At 66.9% G+C, this 23,844-nt stretch carries 24 protein-coding genes and 1 tRNA gene; 14 read left to right on the top strand and 11 right to left on the bottom strand.

Features of this window, described 5'->3' with window-relative positions:
• Together M3C25_RS08145 and M3C25_RS08140 are read right to left on the bottom strand one after the other, a co-directional pair.
• Positions 1-1,372: S8 family serine peptidase (locus M3C25_RS08145; protein WP_259855758.1), on the bottom strand; the 1,372-nt coding region annotated here is incomplete at its 3' end.
• On the bottom strand, positions 1,344-2,282 hold the full coding sequence (locus M3C25_RS08140) for an AAA family ATPase (protein ID WP_259855757.1): 939 nt from the start codon (positions 2,280-2,282) through the stop codon (positions 1,344-1,346). The genes M3C25_RS08140 and M3C25_RS08145, both read right to left, overlap by 29 nt.
• 1,012 nt (positions 2,283-3,294) lie before the next feature.
• On the opposite strand from M3C25_RS08140, the gene M3C25_RS08135 reads away from it, so the two are divergent.
• Together M3C25_RS08135 and M3C25_RS08130 are read left to right on the top strand one after the other, a co-directional pair.
• Positions 3,295-3,477 carry a hypothetical protein gene (locus M3C25_RS08135; RefSeq protein WP_259855756.1) on the top strand — a complete coding sequence of 61 codons (183 nt, stop codon included), beginning with the start codon at positions 3,295-3,297 and terminating at the stop codon, positions 3,475-3,477.
• Between the two features lie 108 nt (positions 3,478-3,585).
• Positions 3,586-3,714 carry a hypothetical protein gene (locus M3C25_RS08130; RefSeq protein WP_259855755.1) on the top strand — a complete coding sequence of 43 codons (129 nt, stop codon included), beginning with the start codon at positions 3,586-3,588 and terminating at the stop codon, positions 3,712-3,714.
• A gap of 41 nt (positions 3,715-3,755) precedes the next feature.
• Here the strand turns inward: M3C25_RS08130 and M3C25_RS08125 are convergent, their stop codons facing one another.
• Positions 3,756-4,043, bottom strand: a complete 288-nt coding sequence (locus M3C25_RS08125; protein WP_259855754.1) for a hypothetical protein — start codon at positions 4,041-4,043, stop codon at positions 3,756-3,758.
• A gap of 520 nt (positions 4,044-4,563) precedes the next feature.
• On the opposite strand from M3C25_RS08125, the gene M3C25_RS08120 reads away from it, so the two are divergent.
• Positions 4,564-4,848: a hypothetical protein gene (locus M3C25_RS08120; RefSeq protein WP_259855753.1), complete on the top strand. Its 285-nt coding sequence runs from the start codon at positions 4,564-4,566 to the stop codon at positions 4,846-4,848.
• Here M3C25_RS08120 and M3C25_RS08115 read toward each other — a convergent pair.
• Positions 4,840-4,913 (bottom strand) — tRNA-Pro (locus M3C25_RS08115). The two genes, M3C25_RS08120 and M3C25_RS08115, sit on opposite strands and share 9 nt — an antisense overlap.
• Positions 4,914-5,151: 238 nt before the next feature.
• Between M3C25_RS08115 and M3C25_RS08110 the strand changes: the two genes are divergently transcribed.
• The 8 genes from M3C25_RS08110 to M3C25_RS08075 all read left to right on the top strand — a co-directional run bounded on the left by M3C25_RS08110 (position 5,152) and on the right by M3C25_RS08075 (position 11,930).
• Entirely contained in the window at positions 5,152-6,057 is a 906-nt protein-coding gene (locus tag M3C25_RS08110) for a DUF881 domain-containing protein (protein ID WP_102160590.1), read from the top strand.
• Positions 6,054-6,386 carry a small basic family protein gene (locus tag M3C25_RS08105; protein WP_102160588.1) on the top strand — a complete coding sequence of 111 codons (333 nt, stop codon included), beginning with the start codon at positions 6,054-6,056 and terminating at the stop codon, positions 6,384-6,386. The genes M3C25_RS08110 and M3C25_RS08105 overlap by 4 nt, the downstream gene beginning before the upstream one ends.
• Positions 6,387-6,389: 3 nt before the next feature.
• Entirely contained in the window at positions 6,390-7,280 is an 891-nt protein-coding gene (locus M3C25_RS08100; RefSeq protein ID WP_259855752.1) for a DUF881 domain-containing protein, read from the top strand.
• A 108-nt stretch (positions 7,281-7,388) separates the two neighbouring features.
• Positions 7,389-7,793 carry a glycine cleavage system protein GcvH gene (gcvH, locus tag M3C25_RS08095; RefSeq protein ID WP_259855750.1) on the top strand — a complete coding sequence of 135 codons (405 nt, stop codon included), beginning with the start codon at positions 7,389-7,391 and terminating at the stop codon, positions 7,791-7,793.
• On the top strand, positions 7,793-8,857 hold the full coding sequence (locus M3C25_RS13160) for an FHA domain-containing protein (RefSeq protein ID WP_375545106.1): 1,065 nt from the start codon (positions 7,793-7,795) through the stop codon (positions 8,855-8,857). Before gcvH ends, M3C25_RS13160 begins: the two co-directional genes overlap by 1 nt.
• Before the next feature lie 5 nt (positions 8,858-8,862).
• Positions 8,863-9,339, top strand: a complete 477-nt coding sequence (locus tag M3C25_RS08085; RefSeq protein ID WP_259855748.1) for a bifunctional nuclease family protein — start codon at positions 8,863-8,865, stop codon at positions 9,337-9,339.
• Between the two features lie 106 nt (positions 9,340-9,445).
• Positions 9,446-10,846, top strand: coding sequence for a class II 3-deoxy-7-phosphoheptulonate synthase (locus tag M3C25_RS08080; RefSeq protein WP_257995004.1), 1,401 nt, complete (start codon positions 9,446-9,448; stop codon positions 10,844-10,846).
• Between the two features lie 58 nt (positions 10,847-10,904).
• Positions 10,905-11,930 carry a threonine aldolase family protein gene (locus M3C25_RS08075; protein WP_259855746.1) on the top strand — a complete coding sequence of 342 codons (1,026 nt, stop codon included), beginning with the start codon at positions 10,905-10,907 and terminating at the stop codon, positions 11,928-11,930.
• A 30-nt stretch (positions 11,931-11,960) separates the two neighbouring features.
• Here the strand turns inward: M3C25_RS08075 and pknB are convergent, their stop codons facing one another.
• Positions 11,961-13,829, bottom strand: a complete 1,869-nt coding sequence (pknB, locus tag M3C25_RS08070) for a Stk1 family PASTA domain-containing Ser/Thr kinase (RefSeq protein ID WP_259855744.1) — start codon at positions 13,827-13,829, stop codon at positions 11,961-11,963.
• The gene (locus tag M3C25_RS08065; RefSeq protein ID WP_259855742.1) at positions 13,826-14,899 is read right to left on the bottom strand and encodes a LysM peptidoglycan-binding domain-containing protein; all 1,074 of its coding nucleotides are present in this window, start codon (positions 14,897-14,899) and stop codon (positions 13,826-13,828) included. Before M3C25_RS08065 ends, pknB begins: the two co-directional genes overlap by 4 nt.
• A gap of 273 nt (positions 14,900-15,172) precedes the next feature.
• Here M3C25_RS08065 and M3C25_RS08060 point away from each other — a divergent pair, with 273 nt between their 5' ends.
• The gene (locus M3C25_RS08060) at positions 15,173-15,514 is read left to right on the top strand and encodes an Rv2175c family DNA-binding protein (RefSeq protein ID WP_259855760.1); all 342 of its coding nucleotides are present in this window, start codon (positions 15,173-15,175) and stop codon (positions 15,512-15,514) included.
• A 4-nt stretch (positions 15,515-15,518) separates the two neighbouring features.
• Here M3C25_RS08060 and M3C25_RS08055 read toward each other — a convergent pair whose 3' ends face one another.
• Positions 15,519-16,646, bottom strand: coding sequence for a polyprenyl synthetase family protein (locus M3C25_RS08055; RefSeq protein ID WP_259855740.1), 1,128 nt, complete (start codon positions 16,644-16,646; stop codon positions 15,519-15,521).
• Entirely contained in the window at positions 16,643-17,239 is a 597-nt protein-coding gene (locus M3C25_RS08050; RefSeq protein ID WP_259855736.1) for a hypothetical protein, read from the bottom strand. Before M3C25_RS08050 ends, M3C25_RS08055 begins: the two co-directional genes overlap by 4 nt.
• A 27-nt stretch (positions 17,240-17,266) precedes the next feature.
• On the opposite strand from M3C25_RS08050, the gene dinB reads away from it, so the two are divergent.
• Together dinB and M3C25_RS08040 are read left to right on the top strand one after the other, a co-directional pair.
• A complete protein-coding gene (gene dinB / locus M3C25_RS08045) occupies positions 17,267-18,517 on the top strand; it encodes a DNA polymerase IV (RefSeq protein WP_259855735.1) in 1,251 nt (416 codons plus the stop codon).
• A 94-nt stretch (positions 18,518-18,611) separates the two neighbouring features.
• Positions 18,612-19,064, top strand: a complete 453-nt coding sequence (locus M3C25_RS08040) for an SCO2097 family morphological protein (protein ID WP_259855728.1) — start codon at positions 18,612-18,614, stop codon at positions 19,062-19,064.
• A gap of 264 nt (positions 19,065-19,328) precedes the next feature.
• On the opposite strand, the gene M3C25_RS08035 is transcribed toward M3C25_RS08040, so the two are convergent.
• The 3 genes from M3C25_RS08035 to M3C25_RS08025 are packed head-to-tail and all read right to left on the bottom strand — an operon-like array spanning position 19,329 to position 23,805.
• Positions 19,329-21,542, bottom strand: coding sequence for a transglutaminase TgpA family protein (locus tag M3C25_RS08035; protein WP_259855726.1), 2,214 nt, complete (start codon positions 21,540-21,542; stop codon positions 19,329-19,331).
• On the bottom strand, positions 21,539-22,687 hold the full coding sequence (locus M3C25_RS08030) for a DUF58 domain-containing protein (protein ID WP_102160564.1): 1,149 nt from the start codon (positions 22,685-22,687) through the stop codon (positions 21,539-21,541). Before M3C25_RS08030 ends, M3C25_RS08035 begins: the two co-directional genes overlap by 4 nt.
• On the bottom strand, positions 22,684-23,805 hold the full coding sequence (locus M3C25_RS08025) for an AAA family ATPase (protein WP_239557033.1): 1,122 nt from the start codon (positions 23,803-23,805) through the stop codon (positions 22,684-22,686). The genes M3C25_RS08030 and M3C25_RS08025 overlap by 4 nt, the downstream gene beginning before the upstream one ends.
• Between the last annotated feature and the right edge of the window lie 39 nt (positions 23,806-23,844).

The raw sequence follows: 23,844 nt of genomic DNA, 5'->3' as shown, positions 1-23,844 counted from the left end.
GCCAGACGTTGCCCGCGGCGACGACGATGAGGCGGGCGCTATCGGGGTCGGGCTCACTGATCAGCTGGAACTGGGCGCCATCGTGGGTGCTGTCGGTACCCACGGCAAGGGCGTCGACGGCGGCGGACCACAGCGTGGGCTGACCGGTGTGTTCTGGTGGGTAGCTCAACGTGAGGCAGTAGACGCGGGGTCTGCCGTTAGCGATCTCAGGCAGCGCGGCCGCTTGTACCGTGGCGCTGCCGTAGTCGATGGGATCCAGCCGGTATTCTCCGATGCCGGGCGTCATGCGCACGGATTCGAGGCGGTGGCGCAGCACAATTGGATGGTTGCCGACCAGGTGGGGTTCCAAATCGCCGTAGAGCGCGAGGCCGGCCATCGAGGTGCCGTGCCCGTGACGGTGGACGTCAGTGCCGGAAGCACCGATGACCGTGTGGTGATCGTCTGCGGCCAGCGAGCCACGCAGGAGGACGTGGGTGCGCAACACCCCAGTGTCGAGGTGACAGACGGCCGGGGCGTCAGCGGGCGCGGGAACGATGCGGTCGGCAAGGTCCGCGACGTAGTCCTGCTGCTCGCCGACGTCGAGGTCTTCGACGGTGTCGATGAACTCCGGTCTACGGATCTCGGTGAGCGGTACCGCGGTGAAGGGAAGGATTTCGAGCTGCGACCAGTTCGCTTGGACCCAGACGATCACGCGGTCACGCAGCTGCAGGGAGCGGGTGGCTGATCGTAGGCGGTTGGCGGTGACGAAACCGTCGAACGTGGCCAGGTGCTCACTGCTCGCATCCAGCCAAAGCTCCCACCAGTGGGTGCCATGCTGCGGTGGTTCCCCCTCAGAGGTCCACAGATCAGCGAGGACGGCGCGCCGGATGCGGGCGATGTTCGCGACCAGATCCTGGTACCTTGGGCTGCCCTTGGGTGTGTCCTCGTCGAGGTAGTCCTGGAAGAGCTGCAGGAACTCCTGCCGATGGTCATCCGCAATCCACACGGTGGCACGCTCGGGACGGTCCTCTGTTGCTTCCCGGACGGAGAACAGCAACCATTTCGGTTGATGGGGACAACTGCGGGTGTAGCTGCTGAGGGAGTCGAGCTTCAGCGGATAGGCGGCGCTTTCGCCTTCGAGGACGATGACCGTGCCTGTTGCCCGGAGCTCGTCATCGCTCAGGTCATGCTCGGTACGCTCCTCGTCGGAGTCCTCGAACGCGCTCTCGGCGGCGTTCTTCAGCCCCTGGCCGTGGCCGTGACGGTCTACCTTGCGTCGTTTGGACGGTCCTCCTTGCGGAGGACGGAAGCCTTGCGTCTGGGCATGCCCGTGGACATAGAGGTGGTCGAGATCACGGCCGGGCTCAGCCAAGGCTGGCCGTTCTGCGAGCATTCAACGCGGTGACCAGGTCCTCGCGTCCAACATGAACTTCGCCGCGCATGAGGACACTCTTGGCAGCGGACTCAGCGGCCTTGACTATTTCCGCGTGGCTGAGGTCGGCGGTGTACTCGCCGAGCTTGGCGAGGCTGGTGCCTCTGGCGAGAGATCCCAGCCGTGCCCGGATGACCGAGACCGCCTGGCGCGCATCGGGCAGCGTGTAGGTCAGCACCGCATCGAAGCGGCGGAAGAGCGCTTTGTCGAGGATCGTGCGGTGATTGGTGGCGGCGAGCACGAGCGACTCGGGGCTGGCTTCTTCGAGGAAGACGAGGAAGGAGTTGAGGATGCGTCGCGCCTCACCGACATCGTTGCCGGAACGGTCGGCGCCGAGTGCGTCGAACTCGTCGAAGAGGTAGATGGCACGGGTGCGCGCGACGGCGTCGAAGACTAGCCGGAGCTTGCTGGCAGTCTCGCCCATGAACTTGCTCAGCAGGCTGTCGAACCGGATGGTGTACATCGGTAAGCACAACTCGGTCGCAAGCACAGCTGCGGTCATCGTCTTTCCCGTTCCCGGAGGCCCCTCGAGGAGCAGCCGGTGTGCCGGGGCGAATCCGTGGTCGAGCAGGTTCTTGCGCTGTCGTTGCTCGGCGAGCACCTGTTTGATCTGCGCGGCTAGCTCCGCGGGGGCGACGAGCTCACGGAGGCGGACGGTGGGGCGGGTCTCCTCGACCAGCTCGGCGAGTTCTCCTCGTGGCTGCGACATCGGGGTGACCGTCCCCAAGGGCGCCCGGTCACGTGAGGAGTCGACTGCCTTCTTGATGTCGCTGGCGAGCACATGATGCCCGCGCTTGGCTTCGCGAGCGGCGATCTGCAGCGCCAATGAGTAGAACGCTGAGTCATCGCCGGAGGCGTGACTACGCACCATCGCGGTGATGTGTTCCCCGAGCCCAGCCATGACGCACCTCTCTCCACTCTCACCTCCCATCGTACCGGCTGAGCAGCCGCGGCCCCCGGAAGGTGCCCGCGCGTGGGAACGTAAGTATCTCGGCAGCATCCGGGCTACTGTCTATCTGCCTACACATCGATTCTATCTGTCAACGTTGAGAAGAGAGGCGCCCTACCCAGACGAAACCAGGATCGAGGCGTGCGTCTCAGCTGGCAGCAGCGTCGATGGTGCCGGGTCTGCCCAGCGACGGTTCGCACCTGTGCCGGGGGAGGTGATCAAGCATCCCGTCAGCTCGATCTCGCGACCGCAACCCGGGTGGGGTATCGGTGACTCGTCACGGCCCCTACCTATGAAAGATTGAGAGCAGCAGCTTCGCCCTGTGCTGATGGATCGATCCACGGCGATGAGCACATAAGCATCTCGGGCAGCTACTCGCTGTTGAATGGGTGATTCGATCATTGGGCCTGGCTTGAGAACGGTGCGAGCGGTGAGACTGGGGAGGTATGGCGATGTTCGCCAGGGAGCCAGGATCGCGAGAGCGGCCCCGCTCGGGCATGCCCGGCCGCGACCTGCCGGAGGGCCTGGAGTCGAGGGCGTGGGCGGAGCTGTCGGCCCGGATAGGGCGTGCAGACAAGCCCGCGCTGCTGGTGCACGCGATCGGGACGGGTGTGCTCTCGGAACCTGGTGAGCTGCGGAACGCGTTGGAGGACACCTGGACGGGTACCGAATGGCCGGGCCTGGCCGCGGCCCGCGAGCTGTGGCTGATGCTGTTCGAGGAGGCGCTGGAGCCGAGAATGTACCTGGACGAGACCGACCTATGCCCCGTGCAGACGCTCCTGGAAACGCTGCAGTCGTACGGGGCGGCAGCGGCCGGGAATGAGGAGGGGATGTCGTGGACGACGAGCTTCGAACGCGCGCACTGGTTCGCCACCCGCCTGGGCGCGATCGCACGGCGCCCACATCGGATCTTCGAAATGGACGCCCCCGTCAGATGGTGGCGGCCTCCTTCCATGCCCACCGTGACGAACACGAGTACGTCCTCGACACCTCCCGCGCCGCTCCCGGCCTGCACCGGGAGGTTCTGCCCGAGGAATGGGAGTACCTCCTCGCCGGCACCCCGCCACCCGAACCCGCCGGGTGTGGAGCTGGACGGGCTCGGGAGCATGTCGCGTGAGAAGCATCCGCTCGAGCCCAGCGGGAGGGGTGTGCCGGACGGGTGGGTGACGCGGGCAGAGGCGATCGGCATGGTGCTCGGAATGGGCCAAGGGTGGTCCCAGATCAGATGAACCGCACGCTCATCACGATCGAAGCCCTCTACGACACTCACGGCCCAGGTGAGCGCCTTTCCGAGGCCACGGTCATCAACGCCGTGCACACTGCCGGAAGCGACAGCAATGAGGAGCAGCTGTAATGCGATCGGTGATGCTCACGCCTGATCACGGTCGTTCCCGGTCACTGCCCGCCTCTGGGTGCGGCGTTGCCGGCGGCGAGGGCGAAGCCCTGCAATGCGTAGGCGATGAACTTCCCGCCGTCGTAGAGGAACAGGAAGAATGGCAGGTACCAGATCTCCGGCAGCCCCAGGTAGACGAGGACGGCAATGACGATCGCCGCGATGAGAAATGCCGCACCCCAGCAGATAGCGAAGCCCGGCCAGCGGGCGGGCTCGCGGGTAATGAGCCGGCGCAGAAGCCGGTTCGGGGGTGCGTAGCGATCGATCAGGCTCCGGGTGCGGATGCTCAAATTCCAGAGTGCGGAGAACTTGATGGTGGCCGCACAGTCGTGACACGGTTCGGGAGACGCCGCACCCTACTGGACCGCTAGAGCACGACGAGACACAGATAAATAGCCCGCGAGCCACCCTCGGTGCCTCATATACTTTTGCCCGCGAAATGGTGGACCCTGGGACAGTATGGGGAGTGAACTGTCGATGGCGGCACGAGCCGAGATCACCACGAAGTACACCAAGGCGTATAAGAAGGCTACGAAGAAGATCAAAGGGGCTGTGCTCGATGAAGTCGTAGCGGTGACCGGGTGGTCTCGTGACAGCGCCCGCCGTCGCCTCACTCAGGCAGCGAACTGGCTACCGGGCCTGGCAGGAAAGTTGCCACACGACCGCGGAAACCTAGAGCCAGGAAGTACTCCTTCGATGCGGTGAAGGTCCTCCAGCGGGTATCGGCGATCTCTGGTGGCCAGTGCGGGAAGAATCTGCATGCGACGATGCGGATCCTCCTCGATCTCCTCGAAGCCCACCATAGAGTTCGTGATCGGCCAGGGCCGCTACACCGCGAGCGTGCGCAAGGCACTGCTGGCGATGAGCCCGTCCACGATCGACCGGTATCTGCAGCCGGCACGCGCTAAAGACGCCATCAGTGGGCGTTCCACCACGAAGCCTGGCACGCTGCTGCGCTCAGCGATCAAGACCGGCCGGGACGTCGAAGGCGCGACGCTCCAGGTAGAGAGTATCGGTCGGCGCCGCGAGGTCGGCAAGAACGAACGAAGCCCAGGCCAGAAACATGCTCTGACCTGGGCTTTTACGTCGGGCTAGCGGGATTCGAACCCACGACCTCTGCACCCCCAGTGCAGCGCGCTACCAAGCTGCGCCATAGCCCGATGCCGATCATGCAGGCGGACCTGTCAATCGGCTCGTCTAACTGTATATCGGCACTTCGGCTGGAGCAAAAACTCCCGCCCGGCTGCGGCGCACCTCACAGCCGCCGCATCCGTGTCGAGGGGTCATGAGATGATCGGTCTCAGCATGCTGCTGCGCATCGGTCCCCCTGACGGGCCGCGATGTGCTGCGCGCAGTCATGTGCGCACCCGGATGCGATGAACGAGAGGAGGCCGCCGGATGCCCGAGACGAAGCGCTTCCGGCGCGCCCGCCGGTTCGCCGAACGCCGCGTGACCTCCCGCGGCACCGACGGCCAGCGCGAGTCGTATTCGTCCTCGCTGCTCGAATCGCTGTGGCTGCGCACCCCTGAACCGGACTACGAACTGGCAGCCAAGTCCGGGGCACCGAAACGGCCGAGTACCAAGCTCATCGCCGGCATCGTCGCCGTGTTCCTCGGGCTCACCGGCTCGATCGCCGTTGTCCAGCTGACCCGCGGCAGCGGGGGAGAGCGCACGACATCTGACTACCTCATCGAGCAGATCGAACAGCGCTCGCAGGAGAACGAGGACCTCGCCGCCTCCAACGAGCGGCGCGCCGCCCGGCTCAACGAAGCACAGACAACAGCGCTCGGTGAGGATCGCAGCAGCGAACTCGACGCACTCGCCGAACGGGCCGCGCTCACCCCAGTCACCGGGCCCGGCGTGACGCTGACACTCACCGACCAGGACACGAGCGCCCTGGACAACGATCCGCGGGCGGCCCCACCGGAAGCCAACAAGGTCCACGACGAGGACATCCAGGCCGTCATCAACGCGATGTTCGCCTCGGGCGCCTACGCCGTGGCCGTCAACGACCACCGGATCACCACCACCTCGGCGGTGCGCAGCGCAGGCGGGGCGATCCTCGTCAACTACGACCCGCTGCGCCCACCGTATGAGGTCGTCGCCGTCGGCCCGGAGGACCTCATCGACCGCCTCGACCAGACCCAGGCGGCCAGCTATCTGGCCACCATCAGCAAGGACTACGGGATCGGCTACTCCGCCTCGACCTCCGCCGAGGTCACGGTCCCGGCAGCCGAGCTCTCACAATCCCGGTACGCTCAGCCGAAGGGCCAAGAACCGGCAGACTCTGAGGAGAGACAGTGATCGCGATCATCGGGCTCATCATCGGCATCATCCTTGGGATCGTCCTCGATCCCGAAGTGCCCGTCGTCATCCAGCCGTATCTGCCGATCGCCGTGGTCGCCGCCCTCGACGCGCTCGCCGGCGGTCTGCGCGCGGTGCTCTCGGGCAACTTCGACGACCGCGTCTTCGTCATCTCGTTCTTCTCCAACTCGCTCGTCGCCGCCCTCATCGTCTTCCTCGGCGACAAGCTCGGCGTCGGCTCGCAGCTGTCGACCGGCGTCGTCGTCGTCCTCGGCATCCGCATCTTCACCAACGCTGCCGCGATCCGCCGGCAGCTGTTCAAGGCGTGACCGATGGCTGATCGAGACGAAGACATGAGCGCCCAGCAGCCGAGCCCGGAGGAGCGGCCGCTGACCCGGCGCGAGGCCCTGGCCCGCGAGCAGGGCAAGCCGGTGCCCGAACCCGGTCCCGAGGCGAAGGTCGCGGATGCAGATACCGCTCCTCGTGGGCTCGGTCCCAATCCCGAGCCCGAGGACGCCGGCTCCCGGCGCGACGTCGTCGGCCGGCTCGCCAGTGCGCTGAAATTCCGGGCCAACCGCTCCCAGCTGCTGGCCGGCGTGCTGTGTGCGCTGCTGGGCTTTGCGTTCGTTGCCCAGCTGCAGCAGACCGAGGACGCCGGGTTCTCGCAGCTGTCCGAACCCGAGCTCATCCGCATCCTCGGCGACGTCGATTCCCGCAATCAGCGCCTCGAGCAGGAATCCGCGTCGCTGCGCCGCGATGAGGACGAGCTGCGGTCATCGACGAACCAGCAGGAGGCCGCGCAGAAGCAGGCTGAGGAGCGGGCTAGGTCGATGCAGATCATCACCGGCACGGTCCCGGTGACAGGGCCTGGCGTCGATGTGACGATCACCGCCCAGCCCGGCCAGCTCAGCGCCTCGAATCTCGTGACTTTGGTTCAGGAGCTGCGCGATGCCGGGGCCGAGGCGATCGAGATCGGCGGGCACCGCGTCGTCGTGTCCACCTACTTCACCGACACCCCGACCGGCGGCCTGGAGATCGACGGCGAACCGGTGGACCTGCCGATCCGGATCCAGGCGATCGGGCAGCCGGACACGATGGACACCGCCCTGCGCATCCCCGGCGGCATCTACGACACGGTTGAGAAGCGCGGCGGTGCGATGACCATCAATCAGGAGACGAGCCTCGACATCGACAGCATCGTCCCGCAGCTGGGCAGCGGATGACCTCGCACGCGTTTTCGCATGCACGGTTTCTGTGATGTTGCTCTAGTGTTATCTTCATTCTGTTGACCAGTTATGCTGGGTACACCACAACGATGAGCAGGAGACAAAATGCCCGACCTGACCTTCCCAGCCCCACTGCGGTATTCGCGTGACCACGAGTGGGTCACCGAGACTCGTGAGGGATCTGTCGTGCGTGTGGGCATCTCCGATTTCGCGCAGGATCAGCTCGGCGACGTCGTGTTCGTCGACCTCCCAGATGTGGGTGACAGTGTCACGGCCAACGAGAACTGCGGCGAGGTCGAGAGCACCAAGAGCGTCTCCGACATCGTCGCGCCGGTCAGCGGTGAGGTCATCGCCGTCAATGGGTCCCTCGAAGACGCCCCGGAAGTCATCAACTCCGATCCCTATGGTGAGGGATGGCTCTTCGACGTCGAGCTCAGCGATGCCTCTGAGCTTGATACGCTCATGGATGCAGATGCGTACGCCGCAGCAGTGGAAAGCGAGGGAGCCTGATGTCCCAGCAGAACTACCCGCAGGATGAGGCGGGACAGACTCCGTGGTACGGCGGCGACGAGTCCGCCCGCGAACCGCGCGCTTTCCCGTACCAGACCGGTGAGAACCAGACTGACCCGAATCAGAACCAGGGCGGCTCCCATGCCGCCGGTGAGCAGCCTGCCGCCGCCTCGCAGCAGCCCGGCTACGGCGCCCAGCAGTATGGCAGCGGACCTGCCGCTCAGCAGCCGTACGGCTCGCAACCCGGCTACGGCTCGCAGCAGCCCTACGGCGACCAGCCGCAGTACGACTCCGGTGCTCAGCCGCAGCAGTTCGGCTCACAGCCCCAGCAGCAGTTCGGCTCACAGCCGCAGCAGCCGTATGCCCAGCAGGCCTACGATCCGCAGCAGCAGGGCGGACAGCCGGCCTACGGTTCGCAGCCCCAGCAGGGCTACCCCCAGCAGTACGACTCCGGTGCACAGCCGCAGCAGTTCGGCTCACAGCCCCAGCCTCAGTACGGTTCGCAGCCGCAGCAGGGATACCCGCAGGACCAGCAGGGCTTCGGCTCCCAGCCTGGCTACGGGGCCCCGCAGGCGTCGGACCCGCAGCAGCAGGGCTACGGCTCGCAGCCGCAGGGCGGCCAGCCTGAAGCCGGCACGCAGGCCTCGCCGAATGCCTACGGCAACCAGCCGGTCGGCGGTCACGACCAGCAGGTGCCGAGCATCCTCGACCCGCGCACCGGTGAGATCCACCCGGTCTCCGACCTCAACCACCTGCAGGAGACCGATGCGCTCCTCGTCGTCGTCTCCGGGCCCGACGCCGGCGCGCAGATCCTGCTCGACACCGATGTGGTGACCGTCGGTCGCAGCCCGAATGCCGACATCTTCCTCGATGACGTGACCGTCTCGCGCAAGCACGCTGAGTTCGTCCGCACCCCGAGCGGATTCACCCTGCGCGATACCGGTTCGCTCAACGGCACCTACGTGGGCCGCCAGCTCATCGATTCGATCGAGCTGCAGAACGGCGCTGATGTGCAGATCGGGAAGTTCCGGATGATCTTCCAGCAGCGTCCGCGCAGCAGCTGAGCGAAATGGCCTACGTCAGCGTCGAAGTCGTCGGGGTGCGCATCGAGTTGCCCGCCAACCAGCCGGTTCTGCTGCTCAAGGCCCTGTATCTGCCGCGCTATCTGCCGATCTGGATCGGCACGGCCGAAGCCAATGCCATCGGCATCGCCCAGCGCGGCCTGACACCGCCGCGGCCGCTGAGCCACCACCTCATGCTCGACATCCTCGAGTCCTACGGGGCCGAACTGACCGAGGTGGTCATCACCGGCAAGGAGAACCACACCTTCCTCGCCGAGCTGCACACCTCAGACGGAAAGACGATCTCCGCCCGCCCGTCTGACGCTGTCGCACTCGCCCTCATCGCCGAATGCCCAGTGCTGGCCGATGAGCAGCTCATCCAGGAGAACGGCATCGAAGCGCCCGAAGCAGACGAAGAGGAGGTCGCACAGTTCCGCGACTTCCTCGACCACGTCTCACCGGAGGACTTCGAAGGCGAAAGCTGAGCTTTCCCACCCCGCCGTTCGCACACCGGACACCACACCTGTGTGCCGATGCCGCCGTGAGACCATGGCCGCATCGGCATCACCATCGATCGAAGGAACACATACTGTGAACATCAGCCGCGTCTACCAGGCCGCCGGACAGGCAGAAGCCAGCGAAGAGACCATCAAAGGACTCGACGCCTGGCGCTCCATGTCGCCTCGCCAGCAGCCGACGTACGAGGATGCAGACGAACTCGCTGCCGTTCTCGAGCGGCTGCGCTCCGTTCCGCCCCTCATCTTCGCCGGTGAGGCCGACAAGCTCACCGAGCGCATCGCAGCCGCCAGCCGCGGCGAGGCCTTCGTGCTCGCCGGCGGTGACTGCGCTGAGTCCTTCGCCGACGCCGATGCCGACCGTATCCGCCGCCGGGTGCAGACCGTGCTGCAGATGGCTGCCGTGCTCACCTACGGCGGATCCCTGCCGGTGGTGAAGATCGGCCGGATGGCCGGCCAGTTCGCCAAGCCGCGCTCTTCGGACACCGAGGTGCGCGAGGGTGTTGAGCTGCCGAGCTACCGTGGTGACATCGTCAACAGCTACGAGTTCACGCCCGAAGCGCGGCGGCACGATCCTAACCGGCTGCTCGAGGCCTACAACATCTCCTCGTCGACCCTCAACCTCATCCGTGCCTTCACCACCGGCGGTTTCGCCGACCTGCGACTGGTCCACGACTGGAACCGCGGCTTCCTCGGCTCGAATCCGAACTACCACCGCTACGAGCAGATGGCCCGCGAGATCGACCGGGCGCTGAAGTTCATGGCCGCATGCGGCGCTGACTTCGACAGCCTCAAATCGGTCGAGTTCTTCTCCGCCCACGAAGCCCTGCTGCTCGAATACGAGCGGGCACTCACCCGCATCGACTCGCGCACCGGCGACCCGTACGACGTGTCCGGTCACTTCCTGTGGATCGGGGAGCGGACCCGCCAGCTCGACTCCGCCCACGTCGACTTCCTCTCCCGTGTGCGCAACCCGATCGGCGTCAAGCTCGGCCCGAACGCCACCTACGATGACGCCATGGCCCTGGCAGAGAAGCTCGATCCCGAAGCAGAGCCGGGCCGACTGACGTTCATCACGCGCATGGGTGCGGAGAAGATCCGCGAAGGCCTGCCGCGCCTGCTCAGCCAGGTCGGCGACCAGCTGCCGCACGTCACGTGGGTCTGCGACCCGATGCACGGCAACACCATCACCTCGAACACCGGGTACAAGACCCGCCGGTTCGAAGATGTCATGGCAGAGGTCGCCGGGTTCTTCGACGCGCACTACGACGCTGGCACCATCCCCGGCGGCCTGCACATCGAACTCACCGGTGATGACGTCACCGAGGTGCTCGGCGGAGCCAGCGAGATCGACGACGAGGGTCTGCGCCGCCGCTACGAAACGCTCGTCGACCCGCGCCTGAACCATGACCAGTCGCTCGAAATGGCATTCCAGGTCGCCGAATACCTCACCAAACACCAGCAGGAACACGGATGACCCGCAGGCAGCCTGCCACGCTGCCTGCCATCCCACCACCAGCTCAGGAGACCGCACGATGATCGACCTGCGATCAGACACCGTCACCCGCCCGGATGCTGCGATGCGCCAGGCGATGATGGACGCCGAAGTCGGCGACGACGTCTACGGCGAAGACCCGACGATCAACGCACTCGAAGCCCGCGTTGCCGTGCTGCTCGGACACGAGGCCGGCATCTTCTGCCCCTCGGGTTCGATGACGAACATGCTCGGTGTCGCCGCACTGGTCGCACCCGGCTGGGAGCTCATCGCCGAATCCCAGGCACACGTCCTGCGCGCTGAAGCGGGCGGTCATGCCGCCCTGGCAGGAGTCACCTCCCGGACCTGGGTCTCACCCGATGGCACCTTCACCGCCGCCGACGCACTCGCACTCATGAGCCGCCCGCGCGGCTACCACCAGGTCGGAACCGCGGCGATCTCGGTGGAGAACACCCACAACTTCGGCGGCGGACGCATCGCCGACATCGACGAGCTGCGCACACTCAGGCGAGAGACCGCAGCAGCCGGTGTCGCCGTCCACATGGACGGTGCACGCCTGCTCAACGCGTGTGCGGCCACAGGGATCTCGGCAGACGAATACGGTCGGCAGGCTGACACTGTCTCCCTGTGCCTGTCCAAGGGCCTGGGCGCACCGGTCGGCAGCGTGCTCGTCGGCAGCGCGGAGATCATCGAGAAGACCCGCCTGCTGCGCAAGCGCTACGGAGGCGCCATGCGCCAGGCCGGCATCCTCGCCGCCGCAGGCCTGTACGCCCTCGACAACCACGTCGATGGCCTTGCCGATGACAATGCCCACGCCCGGCAACTCGCCGACGCACTGGCAGCGACCCGCGAGGGCATCGTCGATCCGGAGACCGTGGATACGAACATCGTCTTCCTCGACCTCAGCGATCTGGCAGCGGATGCCGAGCAGTTCGCCGCTCAGGCAGCTGAGCGCAATGTGCGGGTCTCGGTGATGGGGGAGAACAGCGTCCGGCTCGTCACCCACCGAGATGTCTCACCCGAGCAGATCGACACGGCAGCCGAGGTGCTTACCAGCCTCGTCTGAAGCTGACGGTTTCCGCGGCGGCAGCTGGGCTCAGCTGCCGTCGTCGGACTTCTTCTCCTCGTCCTTCTTCTCATCATCCTTCGGCTTATCGGGCTCCTTGCCCTTCGAGACCTTCAGGATGACGAGATCACCGGGGTTCTTCTTCGCAGCAGCCTTCGGATAGTGCGCGACGACATCGCCCTTCGGAGTGTGATCGCTGTAGACCTCGTCCTTGGCGATCCGCAGGCCCATCCGGGCGAGACGGCCATAGGCGACCTCATACGAGACTCCCGTGACATCCGGGATGACGAGCGGTTCAGCACCCTTGGAGACGACCAGGTCGATCTCGGTTCCCTTGGCCACCTCTTCGCCGCGCTCCAGTGACTGGGAGATGACCGAGCCCTCAGGCACGGAGCTGGAGTGCTCACGGTCGACCGCACCCACCTGCAGTGAGGCTCCCTCGATCGCCGAGCGGGCTTCGCTTTCGGTCATCTTGGACACATCGGGGGCAGCGAAGAGCTCCTCGCCCTTCGAGACCAGGACCGTGACGACGGCGTCCTTGTCGAGTTCGGTGCCGGCTGCCGGATCGGTGCCGATGACCTTCCCGGCCGGGACTGCCGTACTGAACTCCCCCCGCGTGGCAGTGGTGAAACCGGCGGTCTTGAGTGCGGAGACGACATCGGCCTGCTCCTGGCCGGCAACAGCGGCCGGCACCTCGGCGGTCGTCTCGATTGAGGCGACGGCACCCCATCCCGCCAGTGCGATGACGGCAGCTGCTGCTGTCAGGCCGAGTGCTGTGCGGGTGCGCCGGCGGCTGCGGCCCCCGTGCTCCGGGCTCTTCGCCGGAGCGGCAGACCGAGCAGCTGCGGCAGCAGCCGGAGCCAGTGGGGCAGGAGCGCCAGGCGAACTGGCGGCCTCGTCGTCTTCGTCATCGGCGAGGTAGGGGATCTCGTCAGTGCGGGCCTTCGGCTCCTTCTGCCGCGGCTCGGCCGGATCGCCGTCCTCGATGGTGATCGTGGCGGTGAGCACCGGCGCATCGACAACGGGTGCGCCGCTGCCTTCAGCGAGATCGAGCTCCTCCTCGCTCAGCTGCGTGCGCGCCTCGGCCAGCGCCAGGCGCAGCTCGCTCGCATCAGCGGGTCGGTCCTCCGGCTTGCGGGAAGTCGCCCACAGCACGATCGCATCGAGAGTCGGGCTGACCCCGGCAACCGCCTCAGAGGGCGCGGGAACTGTGTCGTGGACGTGACGGTAGGCGACCTGGATCGGCACATCGTCGGTGTAGGGCTGGCTGCCGGTGAGCATCTCGTAGAGCATGATCCCGACCGTGTAGAGATCAGTGCGCTCATCAGCGCCGGTGCGCGTGACGAGCTCGGGTGCGACATAGCCGACAGTGCCGATGAGCGTCTTCGTCGTCGTCGACGTGCTCACCGCGCGCGCCAGACCGAAATCCGCGAGCTTGATCTGCCCGTCGGTGCCGAGCAGCACATTGTCCGGCTTCAGGTCACGGTGGATGATGCCGGCACCATGGACCGCCTCGAGTGCGGCGAGGATCGCATCGGTCACGACAATCGCCTGACGCGGGGTGAGGCTGCCGCGGTGCTTGAGCTCCTTGCGCAGCGTCACCGACTCCAGGTAGTCCATCACGAGGTACACGGCCTGGCCGTCAGAGCCCTGGTCGTGGACGGCGATGAGGTTCGGGTGGCTGAGCCGGGCAGCGTGGATGGCCTCACGGCGGAACCGCTCGACGAACGTCTCGTCGTCGAGCAGGTGCTGGTGCATGACCTTGATCGCGACCTCGCGATCCAGGCGCAGGTCGGTGCCGCGGTAGACCATCGCCATGCCACCGCGGGCGATGACGGACTCGACTCGGTAGCGTTCGTTGAGAACGACACCGAGCAGCGGATCGTGCAGGGTCTTCATGATGTGCTCTCCTGGCTGCGGAATCGTTCGGCGGTCACCTGGACGTTGTGGACGAAGCGGCGCGTGTCGCGGTGCTGTCCGTGCGCCGCGACCGAGGCGAGGCCCTGGTAGTAGCCGGCCAGCGCCTCGGCTTCGGAGCCTGTGCGTTCGAGCAGCCAGCGCAGGATCGCCAGGCCGGCGCGGATGTTCTCGGCGGTGTCGAGGATGTCGACCGGTTCGCCGAGCAGCTCGGCGGCCCAGGCTCCGGCGCGCGGGGTCACCTGCATGACGCCGATCGCGTTGACCGGGGACACGACCTGCTGGCGCATCCCGGACTCCTGCTGGGCCAGGGCGGAGGCGAGGTGCTCATCGACTCCGAGGTAGTCGGCGATCCCGCGGACCATCGCGGCGATGTCGCGCTTCGGCAGTACGGGACGCTGCTGGAGGATCCACTTGTTGTGCCGGGCTGCAGCGAGCACTTCGGCCGGGTACGGGGTGCCGCGGTGGTCGGTGGGCAGCTGCGGCAGCTCGGCTGTCGGGACATGCTGCCGGGCACGGTTCGAGGTGGCCCCGGAACCGGAGAGTGCGAGCAGCTCGCCTTCGCGGATGACTGTCGAGTCGCCCATTGCGTTGGCGTCCTGCAGGGCCGGCACCGAGATCTGGTAGCGCTCGGCGATCGCTTCGAGGGTCTCGCCTGCGGCGACCCGGTGGCCGGCGGTGTGCTGCTGGTGGATGTTCTTCGCCGGCAGCGACAGGATCTGTCCAGGCCGCACCGCGCTGCGGCCGCGCAGGTCGTTGAGTTCGACGATCGCTGGGGCGGAGACTCCGTGGCGTTTGGCGATCGAGATGAGGGTGTCGCCGGTGCGGACCTTGTAGGTGCGTCCGCCGTGGGTGACCGGGATGGCCTCGCTGACCGTGCCCGAGGTGAATCCCGGCTGGGCATCGGAGGCGGGCGTGGCGCGCGGTGTGAAGGCGGGGCTGAAGCCCGGCTCAAGGTTCGGATCGGTCGTCGTTTCGGGCGCTGCAGGGGCATGCTCGTCAGCAACAGGGAGATGCTGTGCGGCCTGCTGGGATGCGAAATGCGATGCCACGGTCAACGGCGACGGGACGGCAGCCCGAGCCGTTGTCTGTCGCGCCCGTCCGTGCGGCGGGCGGTGCGATGCCCTGTTCATGTACGACCTGCAGTTCTGATGGGGGAAGACAAGCTGCGGTTACAGTTGATCCCAGCTTAACGACTGCGCTGCGCCACACGTGCGAGCATGCTCACTCGGCGTGTCGGTACTATCCTGAGATCTGTGACTGATTCAACCGCCGCTTCCGGCTCATCCCAGCAGGCAGGTTCGCCCGACCATTCTGCGCAGGCGCTGGCACTCGTCGACGAATGGCTGCCGCTGCCGGACATCGCCGAGCAGACAGGGCTGGGGATCTCGAAGGTTCGCCGTCTGATCGAAGATCGGGCGCTTATCGGCTTCAAGCACGGTTCGCCGAAGGTCTTCAAGGTGCCCGCGCTCTTCATCGACGGCGACGCTCCGGTCAAGAACCTGCAGGGCACCCTCATGCTGCTGGCCGATGCCGGCTTCTCCGATGAAGAGGCCATCGCCTGGCTGTTAACCCCTGATGATTCGCTGCCGGGTCGGCCGATCGACCTGCTGCGCACGGGATCGAAGAAAGAGGTCCGGCGCCGCGCGCAGGCGCTGGCCGTCTGAGGACTCAGGCTGAGCGGCGCGTGAGCAGGAGCGCATACTGCGCCAGCTGCTCGCGGGCGGCATCGCTGATGCCGTGGGCGGCCAGAGCATCGAGCCCCTGGTGGGCGGCAGCGAGCTGTGCGTCGATCTCGGCTTCGAACTTCTCCAGCGCCCCGCAGGACCCGATAAGATCCTTCATCTGCTGCAGCTCGTCGAGGCTGAGATCCGGCTGCCCGAGCCGGCGCATAAGCCAGTCGGCCTGATCGGCTGACGCATCGTCACCGTTGGACAGTGCCTGCAGAGTCAGTCCGATGAGGACGGTCTTCTTGCCCTGCCGCAGGTCATCACCGGCCGGCTTGCCGGTCACGTCTGGGTCGCCGAAGACGCCGAGTTCGTCATCGCGCAGCTGGAATGCCCGGCCCAGCGGCAGGCCGAAGTCCGAAAGCGCGCTCAGCAGCGCGGTGTCGGCACCGGCCAGGGCGGCGCCGAGCAGCAGCGGCTGCTCGACGGAGTACTTCGCTGACTTGTAGGTCAGCACTTCATCGGCGCGCGGCAACAGCTCATCACCGGCGACCGGTGCGGCCTGCAGGCGGATGTCGAGATACTGGCCGACCATGACATCGCGACGGAAGTCGTTGTGGCGGCGCACCGCCTCGGCGGTGGCCGAGGCCGCCAGCGCTGAGGCGCTGAAGAGCTCTTCGCTCAGGCTCAGGCACAGGTCCCCGGCGATGATCGCAGCGCCATCGCCGAACAGCACCGCGTCACCGGTCCAGTCACGGTCGCGGTGCATCGCCCGAAAGTACGTGTGCACGGCCGGCTGGCCGCGGCGCGTCTCGGAATCGTCGATGATGTCGTCGTGGATGAGGGCTGCGGCATGCAGCAGCTCGACCCCGGCAGCGGTGTGGGCGATGCCGGATTTCGCGGCGTCGGTGCCGCCAGCCAGCTCGTAGCCCCACCAGGTGATGAGTGCCCGGATCCGCTTGCCCTTGGCGCTGAATGCGCAGATCGGGTCGATGAGCTCGTCGGTGACCGGTGAGATCTCGGCCATGCGCGCGGCGGTGGTCTGCAGGTGCTCGTCGATGACGGCGTCGACTGCGGCGATGACCTCGTCTGCGGGTGTGAGTGCGGTGACGGTGGTGGCGGCTGCGCTCATCGCAGCACGACCCCGCCGACGGTGACCTGTCGATTGTCGGTGTCATCGTCAGGTCCGGGCCCGACGGTCAGGGACAGGGTCTGGTCGTTCTTGGTGTCGTGGAAGGTCTGCGTGGTGACGTCGCCTTCCTTGGCGGCGTCGCCGACTGTCTCGAAGCCCTTGTCTTTGAGGGAGTCGGTGTAGAACTTGATGATCTCCTCTTCGGACTTCTCGCTCAGCTGGACGAGGGACACGCCGATCCGCTCGCTGTCAGCCTGCGGATTCTCGGCTTCAGCGCCGTCCTCACCTTCGGGTGCCTCAGTAGCCTCAGCCTCTTCGCCCTCAGCAGCCCGCTCGTCGGCAGGGCTGAGGGTGGAGGAGACGATCTCGGCTTCCGGCAGCGGCTCGATCGTGTCCGGGAAGCCGTCGATGAGCTCGCCGTATGCGGTCTGCTCGTCACCGTCTGCGGCTTCGGTCTCCTCATTCTCAGCGGCAGCGGTTTCCGTGGCTGTCTGCTCCTCGGACTCAGGGGTATCGTCTCCGGTGCAGCCGGAGAGGATGAGCGCGGCGGAGACTGCGAGGGCCGAAGTCGTCAGAGCAGTGCGTTGTATCATGCTTCCAGACTAGCGCCCAGGAGAGACATGAGTCGAAAGCAGCTCGCCCGCTCGGGCGGAGATCTCGCGGCGCTCGGCACCGACGACACCGGATGCACCATGTTGCACCTGGACATGGACGCCTTCTTCGTCTCCGTCGAACTGCTCACCCGGCCCGAGCTGCGCGGCACACCGGTCATCGTCGGCGGCCGCGCCGGCCGCGGTGTCTGCGTGTCAGCCAGCTACGAGGCCCGCGAGTACGGGATCCACGCCGCGATGCCGATGTCACGTGTGGTGCAGCTGTGCCCGCAGGCCACCGTTATCCCGCCCTCTCGTGGTGCCTACTCGCACTACTCACGGCAGGTCTTCGACATCATCGCCGAAGTGACCGACGAGTTCACCAAGGTCAGCGTTGACGAGGGATATGTCGACGTCACTTCCGCGCTGCGCCGGCTCGGCCGGCCAGCCGACATCGCCGCCGGCCTGCGCGCAGAGATCACCAAGCGCACCGGGCTGACCGCCTCGATCGGGGTAGCCGCGACGATGGTGGTCGCCAAACTCGCCTCCGCCCGGGCCAAGCCCGACGGGCTGCTCGTCGTCCCGGTCGCGCGCACCCAGCAGTTCCTAGCCCCGATGCCGATCGAAGCGCTGCCTGGGGTGGGAGCGAAGCTGCAGGAGACCCTGCGCAGGTACGGCATCACGACGATCGGCCAGCTGGCCGACGCCGATGCCGGCTGGGCGGCGCAGACTCTCGGGTCCTTCGGTGCGACGGTTCACGGTTTTGCCCGCGGTATCGACTCGCGCACCATTCACGACTCCGCCAAGGAGCACACGGTCAGCGCCGAACACACCTTCCCTGCCGACATCGCCGACCTGCCCAGCCTCGAGCGCGAACTGCTGCGGCTGGCCAACGGGGTGGCAGGGCGTCTGCGTCGCGAGGAGATCGTGACAGGGACGGTGGGCCTGAAGTTCCGGCTGCACGACTTCCGCACCTTCAGCCGGCAGGTCACACTCCCGGCGCCGACCGATGTCGCAGCTGAGATCCATGCCGCGCTGCTGCCGCTGCTCAGACGCCTCTATGCCGAGCACCGCGAACCGGTCCGCCTGCTGGGTCTGCGCGCAGCCGATGTCATCGATCGCGATGCTGCCGGACGACAGGCCACCCTCGATGAGCCAGACCGCTCTCCGCGCGATGCTGAAGTCGCCCTCGACGAGGTGCGCAGGAAGTTCGGCAACGCCGTCATCGGGCAGGCGTCCTTGCTGGAACCGCGGCGCGGAGAGACGACCGACGGGCAGTGATCTCCCATCCATTGGCGTCTGGGCTGTGAACCTGGTCAGAGTATGCTCGCCAGGTCAATTCCGAGATGCCGAAACAGGGTCGAAAGGACTATCATTGAGGTACGACTTTTCGAGCGCGCAGGTGAAGGGGGCTACCATGCCACTCTCAGAACATGAACAGCAGCTACTGGACCAGCTTGAGCAGCAGCTGCGCAGTGAGGATCCCCGCTTTGCCCAGAACATCTCGCAGCCGCGTCCGTCCGGCGGGGGATCGGTTTCAGCCAAGCGGTTCGTCATCGGCGTGCTCGGCCTGCTGGCGGGCATCGCCATCACGATTGCCTCCATCTACTTCTTCGGCATGCCGTTCGGCGCTGTCGGCGGTGTCATCGGATTCGCGGTGATGGTCGCCGGTGGTTACTGGGCCGTCAACGGCGGGTCCGGCAGCGCACCCAAGGGCAACGTCCAGAACGCCACGACCGCCAAGGCTTCGGCCGGCAGCACTGCAGGATCCAGCAGCTTCATGGATCGACTCGAAGATCGCTGGGAGAAGCGCCGCCGCGGAGAATGATCCGCCTGCCCCATATCACCTGACAACAGATCCCGCTCGGCACCACCGGCGGGATCTTCTCTTTGCCTCAACCCCCAGGCCGATGCGCGCCGCAGAAGCTTCCGTGAGGAGTTCCTGCCGAGGACATCCGCGGCTAATGAGCGGATTTCGCAGGCGGTATCAGAGCATAAGCCGGTGCCGGAATGAGCACCAGCCGGATCCTGCGCTCTGCAGGACCCGGCTGGACGCCGTGCCCATGGTGCAGGCGATGCCTGCGGACAGTGGCTAGCGGCGGTGGAACACGCTGGCTGGCCACAGGCGGGCAAGCAGCGAGGTGCTGCGCGGGGCCACGCGATCGTAGTGCGCGCGAACCGACTCGACGGCCTCATCGATACCGGCCTTGTCGATGTGCGGCGCCGCATGCTTGAGGTCGCTGCGCGAGCGGTCGAGATAGCGCGCCTGGTCGACAGCCTCTCCGAGATCCTCGAACACAGCCGGCAGGTAGTCGGCATCGCCGTCGGCCGACTGCTCGGCAACTGCATTGCGCAGCTCGTTGAGGTGCTCGCGCACCGGCAGCGAAGAGGCCGGCGCCAGCTTGTAGTCGACGCCGAGGGCATGGATCTCCTCCCACACCGACTCGGGGTCAAGCGGCTCACCCAGACGCTTGCGGCGCTGCAGGATGCGCACCAGCGCCGGCAGTGCGGCCAGCGGGAGGACGGCCAGGATCGCCAGCGGGATCCACCACAGGGACATGCCCTGGGAATCGGCGTGGGATCCAGCGGTCTCGTCCTCGGCTGCCGGAGTGGTCTCTGCAGCTGTCGGCTCCTCGGTGTCCTCTTCTGTGGCCTCCTCGGTCGGCTCTTCCGTCGGCTCGTCCTCAGCACCTGCGCTGCCGTCGGTCTGCGACCAGGGCGGGGGAGTGCCGGCCGGGCCGCCGGGGGTGGGCTCGAAGCGCACCCAGCCGATGCCGTCGAAGTACAGCTCGGGCCAGGCGTGCGCATCCGACATCGCCACCTCATAGGCGTTCTCCCCGGTCTCCTCACCGGGAGCGAACCCGACGGCGATGCGGGCAGGGATGCCGAGCGAGCGTGCCATCGCCGTCATCGCCCCGGAGAACTGCACACAGTAGCCGGCCTTCTCCGACAGGAAGTCAGCGATCGCATCGCTGGAGGCCTCCTCAGGTGCGTCGAGGGAGTACTCGAACTGATCCGAACGGAAGTACTCCTGCAGCATGACGGCCTGCTCCCACTGATTGCGGGCACCGGCGGTGACTTCGTCAGCGGTGTCGCCGACGACGGCGGGCATATCATCGGGCAGCGCGAGGGTGTCAGCGAACTGGCCTGCCGAGACCGGCTGGGAGGATTCGAGCTCCTCAGCCGTCGGCTCGACCGAGGTGTAGGTGACGCTGTACTCCTGATCGGCGGCGATCTCTCCGTTTCCGACGATCGTGAGCGTGTCCTTGTCGAAGATCCAGCGCCGGGACACCCCGTCGATCTGCGACGGCGCATACGGCGCAGGCAGATAGGACTGGTCGAAGCCGCCGACGTTGACATTCATCGTCTGCTCAGTCGTCGTCGTATCCGTGCTGACGCCCTGCGGGTTCGGCAGCCCGTCCACCGCGATGGCGAAGGGGTCGATGTCGAACTCGGCTGGCTTCCATGTCTGCCCGTCGAACTCCGAGACCGAGGTCAGCCGGATCGGCGGCTGCAGCGGGTCGCTGCTGGAATAGGCGAAGACCGGTTTGTCGCTCTGATCGGCGAGGTTGCTGCGCAGATCGAGAAACGGGTTGACGACGGTGATGTCGGCCTGCTGCGACTGCCGGGGCGGGCGCACCGAGACATCGGGCAGCAGCACCGGGATGCCGACGCCGAGCAGCAGCGCCAGACCGCCGGCAAGCAACGGGGGCAGCGGGCCGAACGACTCCGCCTGCTCGAAGTACGGGGCGAGCATGAGCACGATGAACGCAGCACCGACGGCAGCGAAGTGCCACCACCGCAGCTCATTGGGTGCCAGGAACACCGGGATGCAGTAGACGAGCAGCAGCAGCACACCGGCGACCTTGGGCACATGCAGATCGGAGACGAGCCCGTCGATGAGCATGGTAATGAGCCCGAAGCCGACGATGAGGATCGTCGTGAAGCCAGGAGTCGAATCGGCAGGCGCGATGACCTTGTACATGTCGTCGATGCCGCTGCCGAGCTGAGCGAACAGCTCGAGCATCGACCCCGGCGTCGGCAGGATCCCGAACGCCAGAGTGTGCGGCACACACAGGATGAGCACGGTGATGAGGCCGATGACCAGCTGCAGCAGCACCGTCAGGCCAGAAGCCTGGATGCGGGAGCTCATGCGCAGCAGCGCACCGGAGAGTGCGACGACGAGCACGATGATGAGCACCGGCGGCAACCAGTTGAAGTCGATGAACACACTCGACATCGCCACCGCCAGCAGGGACATCGAGGCGATGACGGCCAGAGTGCCGATCCACTGACGCGAGTTCACCTGCGCCTCCTTCCCAGTCGCTTCCATTCCTGCGGGATCGCATGCCCGGTGGCGAACACACCGTCGACACCGCCGGCGTCGAGGTCGAGGTCGGCGGCGATGAGCCGGCGGCTGCGGGTGCCCCGCGGCAGGGCCGACTCCAGTGCGCTCGCCCGCTGTGGGGTCATCGCGCACACCGCGACATCGGCAGCACCGGAGGCCCCGCGCAGGGTGCCCGGAAGTTCGGTGCCGCCGGTCTCGTAGCTGGCCAGGGCCAGGCGCAGGCGCTCGGCCCCGCGGGTCTCGCGCACCGGATGCAGCGTGCCGTCGATGCAGCACAGCACCTCGTAGCCGGCGGAGAAGTACACCGAGGCCAGCGACTGGACGGCTGAGATGAGCACCTCGGCGGCCGGATCGGGATGCTCCCCGGCACCGGCGGTGTCGAGCAGGATGACCGCGAACGGATGTTCCTCTTCGGCTTCGTGGCGGACCATGAGCTCGTCATGGCGGGCAGTCGACGTCCAGTGGATATGGCGCAGGTCGTCACCGGGGACGTACTCGCGGGTGTCGAAGTCCCGGCTCGTGCCCCCGCGCAGTGCGCGGGAGGTGTCGGCCATCGGCTGGGCGAGCCCGGCCTTGGGCGGCCTGGGCATCTGCTCCAGGCGCGGGGCGACGGCGATGTCGTAGCCGCGCAGCAGCGTGTGCGAGACCGCCGAGAGCCCGAAGGGGCCCTCAAAGGACACGGCAACCCCGTCGACGCCGCTGACCCCGCGCTGGGTGGGGGTGCATTCGGCCTCGACGGTCACTGAGGACGAGGCGCCGATGCCCGGCACCCGGACGCCCTGGTCCTCACCGAGACCCGGCCGGAAGGCCAGGTCGACGCCGAAGGGGCCGATCGGCAGCGGGGTCCGGTTGCGCAGGGCCGCGCGCAGCAGCAGCGGGCGGCCCACCTCGGCGACGGGGGTGCCGTCGACGCTGCGGACAGCCGCTGAGAGTGTGACCTCCATCCGGCGGCTCGTGATGATCGCCAGCAGCAGGCTGAGGGCGACGAGCCCGATGAGCAGGATCCCGGCCGGCAGCATGCCCGGCAGTGAGAACCGGTACGCGGAGATGATGAGCGCGATGCCGGCGATGAGGAAGACGAACCCCGAGGTGGTGAGCCTCATGAGCGCACGGGCGTGCGGCTCAGCGTCGCCCGGATGATCTCCGCTGCGTGGTCGTGGTCCTCCCCGTCATGGGTGATGATCCGGTGGGCGAGCACGTCCACGGCCAGCGCCTGGACATCGGCCGGGGTGGCGTAGCCGCGGCCGTGCAGCACTGCATGGGCCTTCGCTGCGCGCAGCAGCTGCACGCCGCCGCGCGGGGAGGAGCCCAGTGCCACGGCCGGGTCGTTGCGGGTGGCTTCGAGCAGGGCGACGATGTAGGCGCGCAGCTCGTGGGTCGCGCCGATGTGGCGGACGATCTCGCGGGCCTGCATGATCTCATCGAGCGAGGTCACCGCCGGCAGCTTGGCCAGCGGGTCGTGGTCGACGTGGTGGTCGAGCAGCTCGATCTCCGAGGCCTGATCGGGGTAGCCGATCGACACACGGGCGGTGAAGCGGTCGCGCTGGGCTTCGGGCAGCGAATAGGTGCCCTCCATGTCGATGGGGTTCTGGGTGGCCACGACCATGAACGGCGCCGGCAGGGGATAGGTGGTGCCGTCGATGCTGGCCTGGGATTCGGCCATGCACTCCAGCATCGCCGACTGGGTCTTGGGCGAGGCGCGGTTGATCTCATCGGCGATGACGATGTTGGCGAACACCGGGCCGGGCCGGAACTCGAAGTGGCGGGACTCCTGGTTGAACAGGTTGACGCCGATGACATCGCTGGGCAGCAGGTCCGGGGTGAACTGGATGCGCTTGACCGAACCGTCGACGACCCGGCCGAGCGACTTGGCCAGCAGCGTCTTGCCGACACCGGGCACATCCTCAAGCAGCAGGTGGCCGCCGGCCAGCAGCGTGATGAGCGCGATCTGCACGACCCGGTCCTTGCCGTCGAGCACTGAGTTCATCGCCTGGCGGGCGTTCTCGGCGATCCGCTGGACATGCTGGATGCGCGGATCAACGCCCTGCTGGCCTGCCGGGGCCGCCGGCTGGCTGCTGATGAACGGAGCCTGGGCTCCGCTCGGCTGCGACCCGACCGCCGATGAACCGTGGGCGGGCTGCTGCGACTGTGGGACGGGATAGCCGGACTCGCGGGCCTGGCGGCGCGAAAGCGGCTGCTGCGGATCGCTCGGAATGCTCATAGGCTCCATTGTCCCCGACGAGGCGGTTCGACTCCACCT

It is taken from the genome of Brevibacterium luteolum, assembly GCF_025147615.1.
Lineage (GTDB): Bacteria > Actinomycetota > Actinomycetes > Actinomycetales > Brevibacteriaceae > Brevibacterium > Brevibacterium luteolum.
Note: the sequence above shows the minus strand (reverse complement) of the source record. Positions and strands in the feature narration are given on the sequence as shown.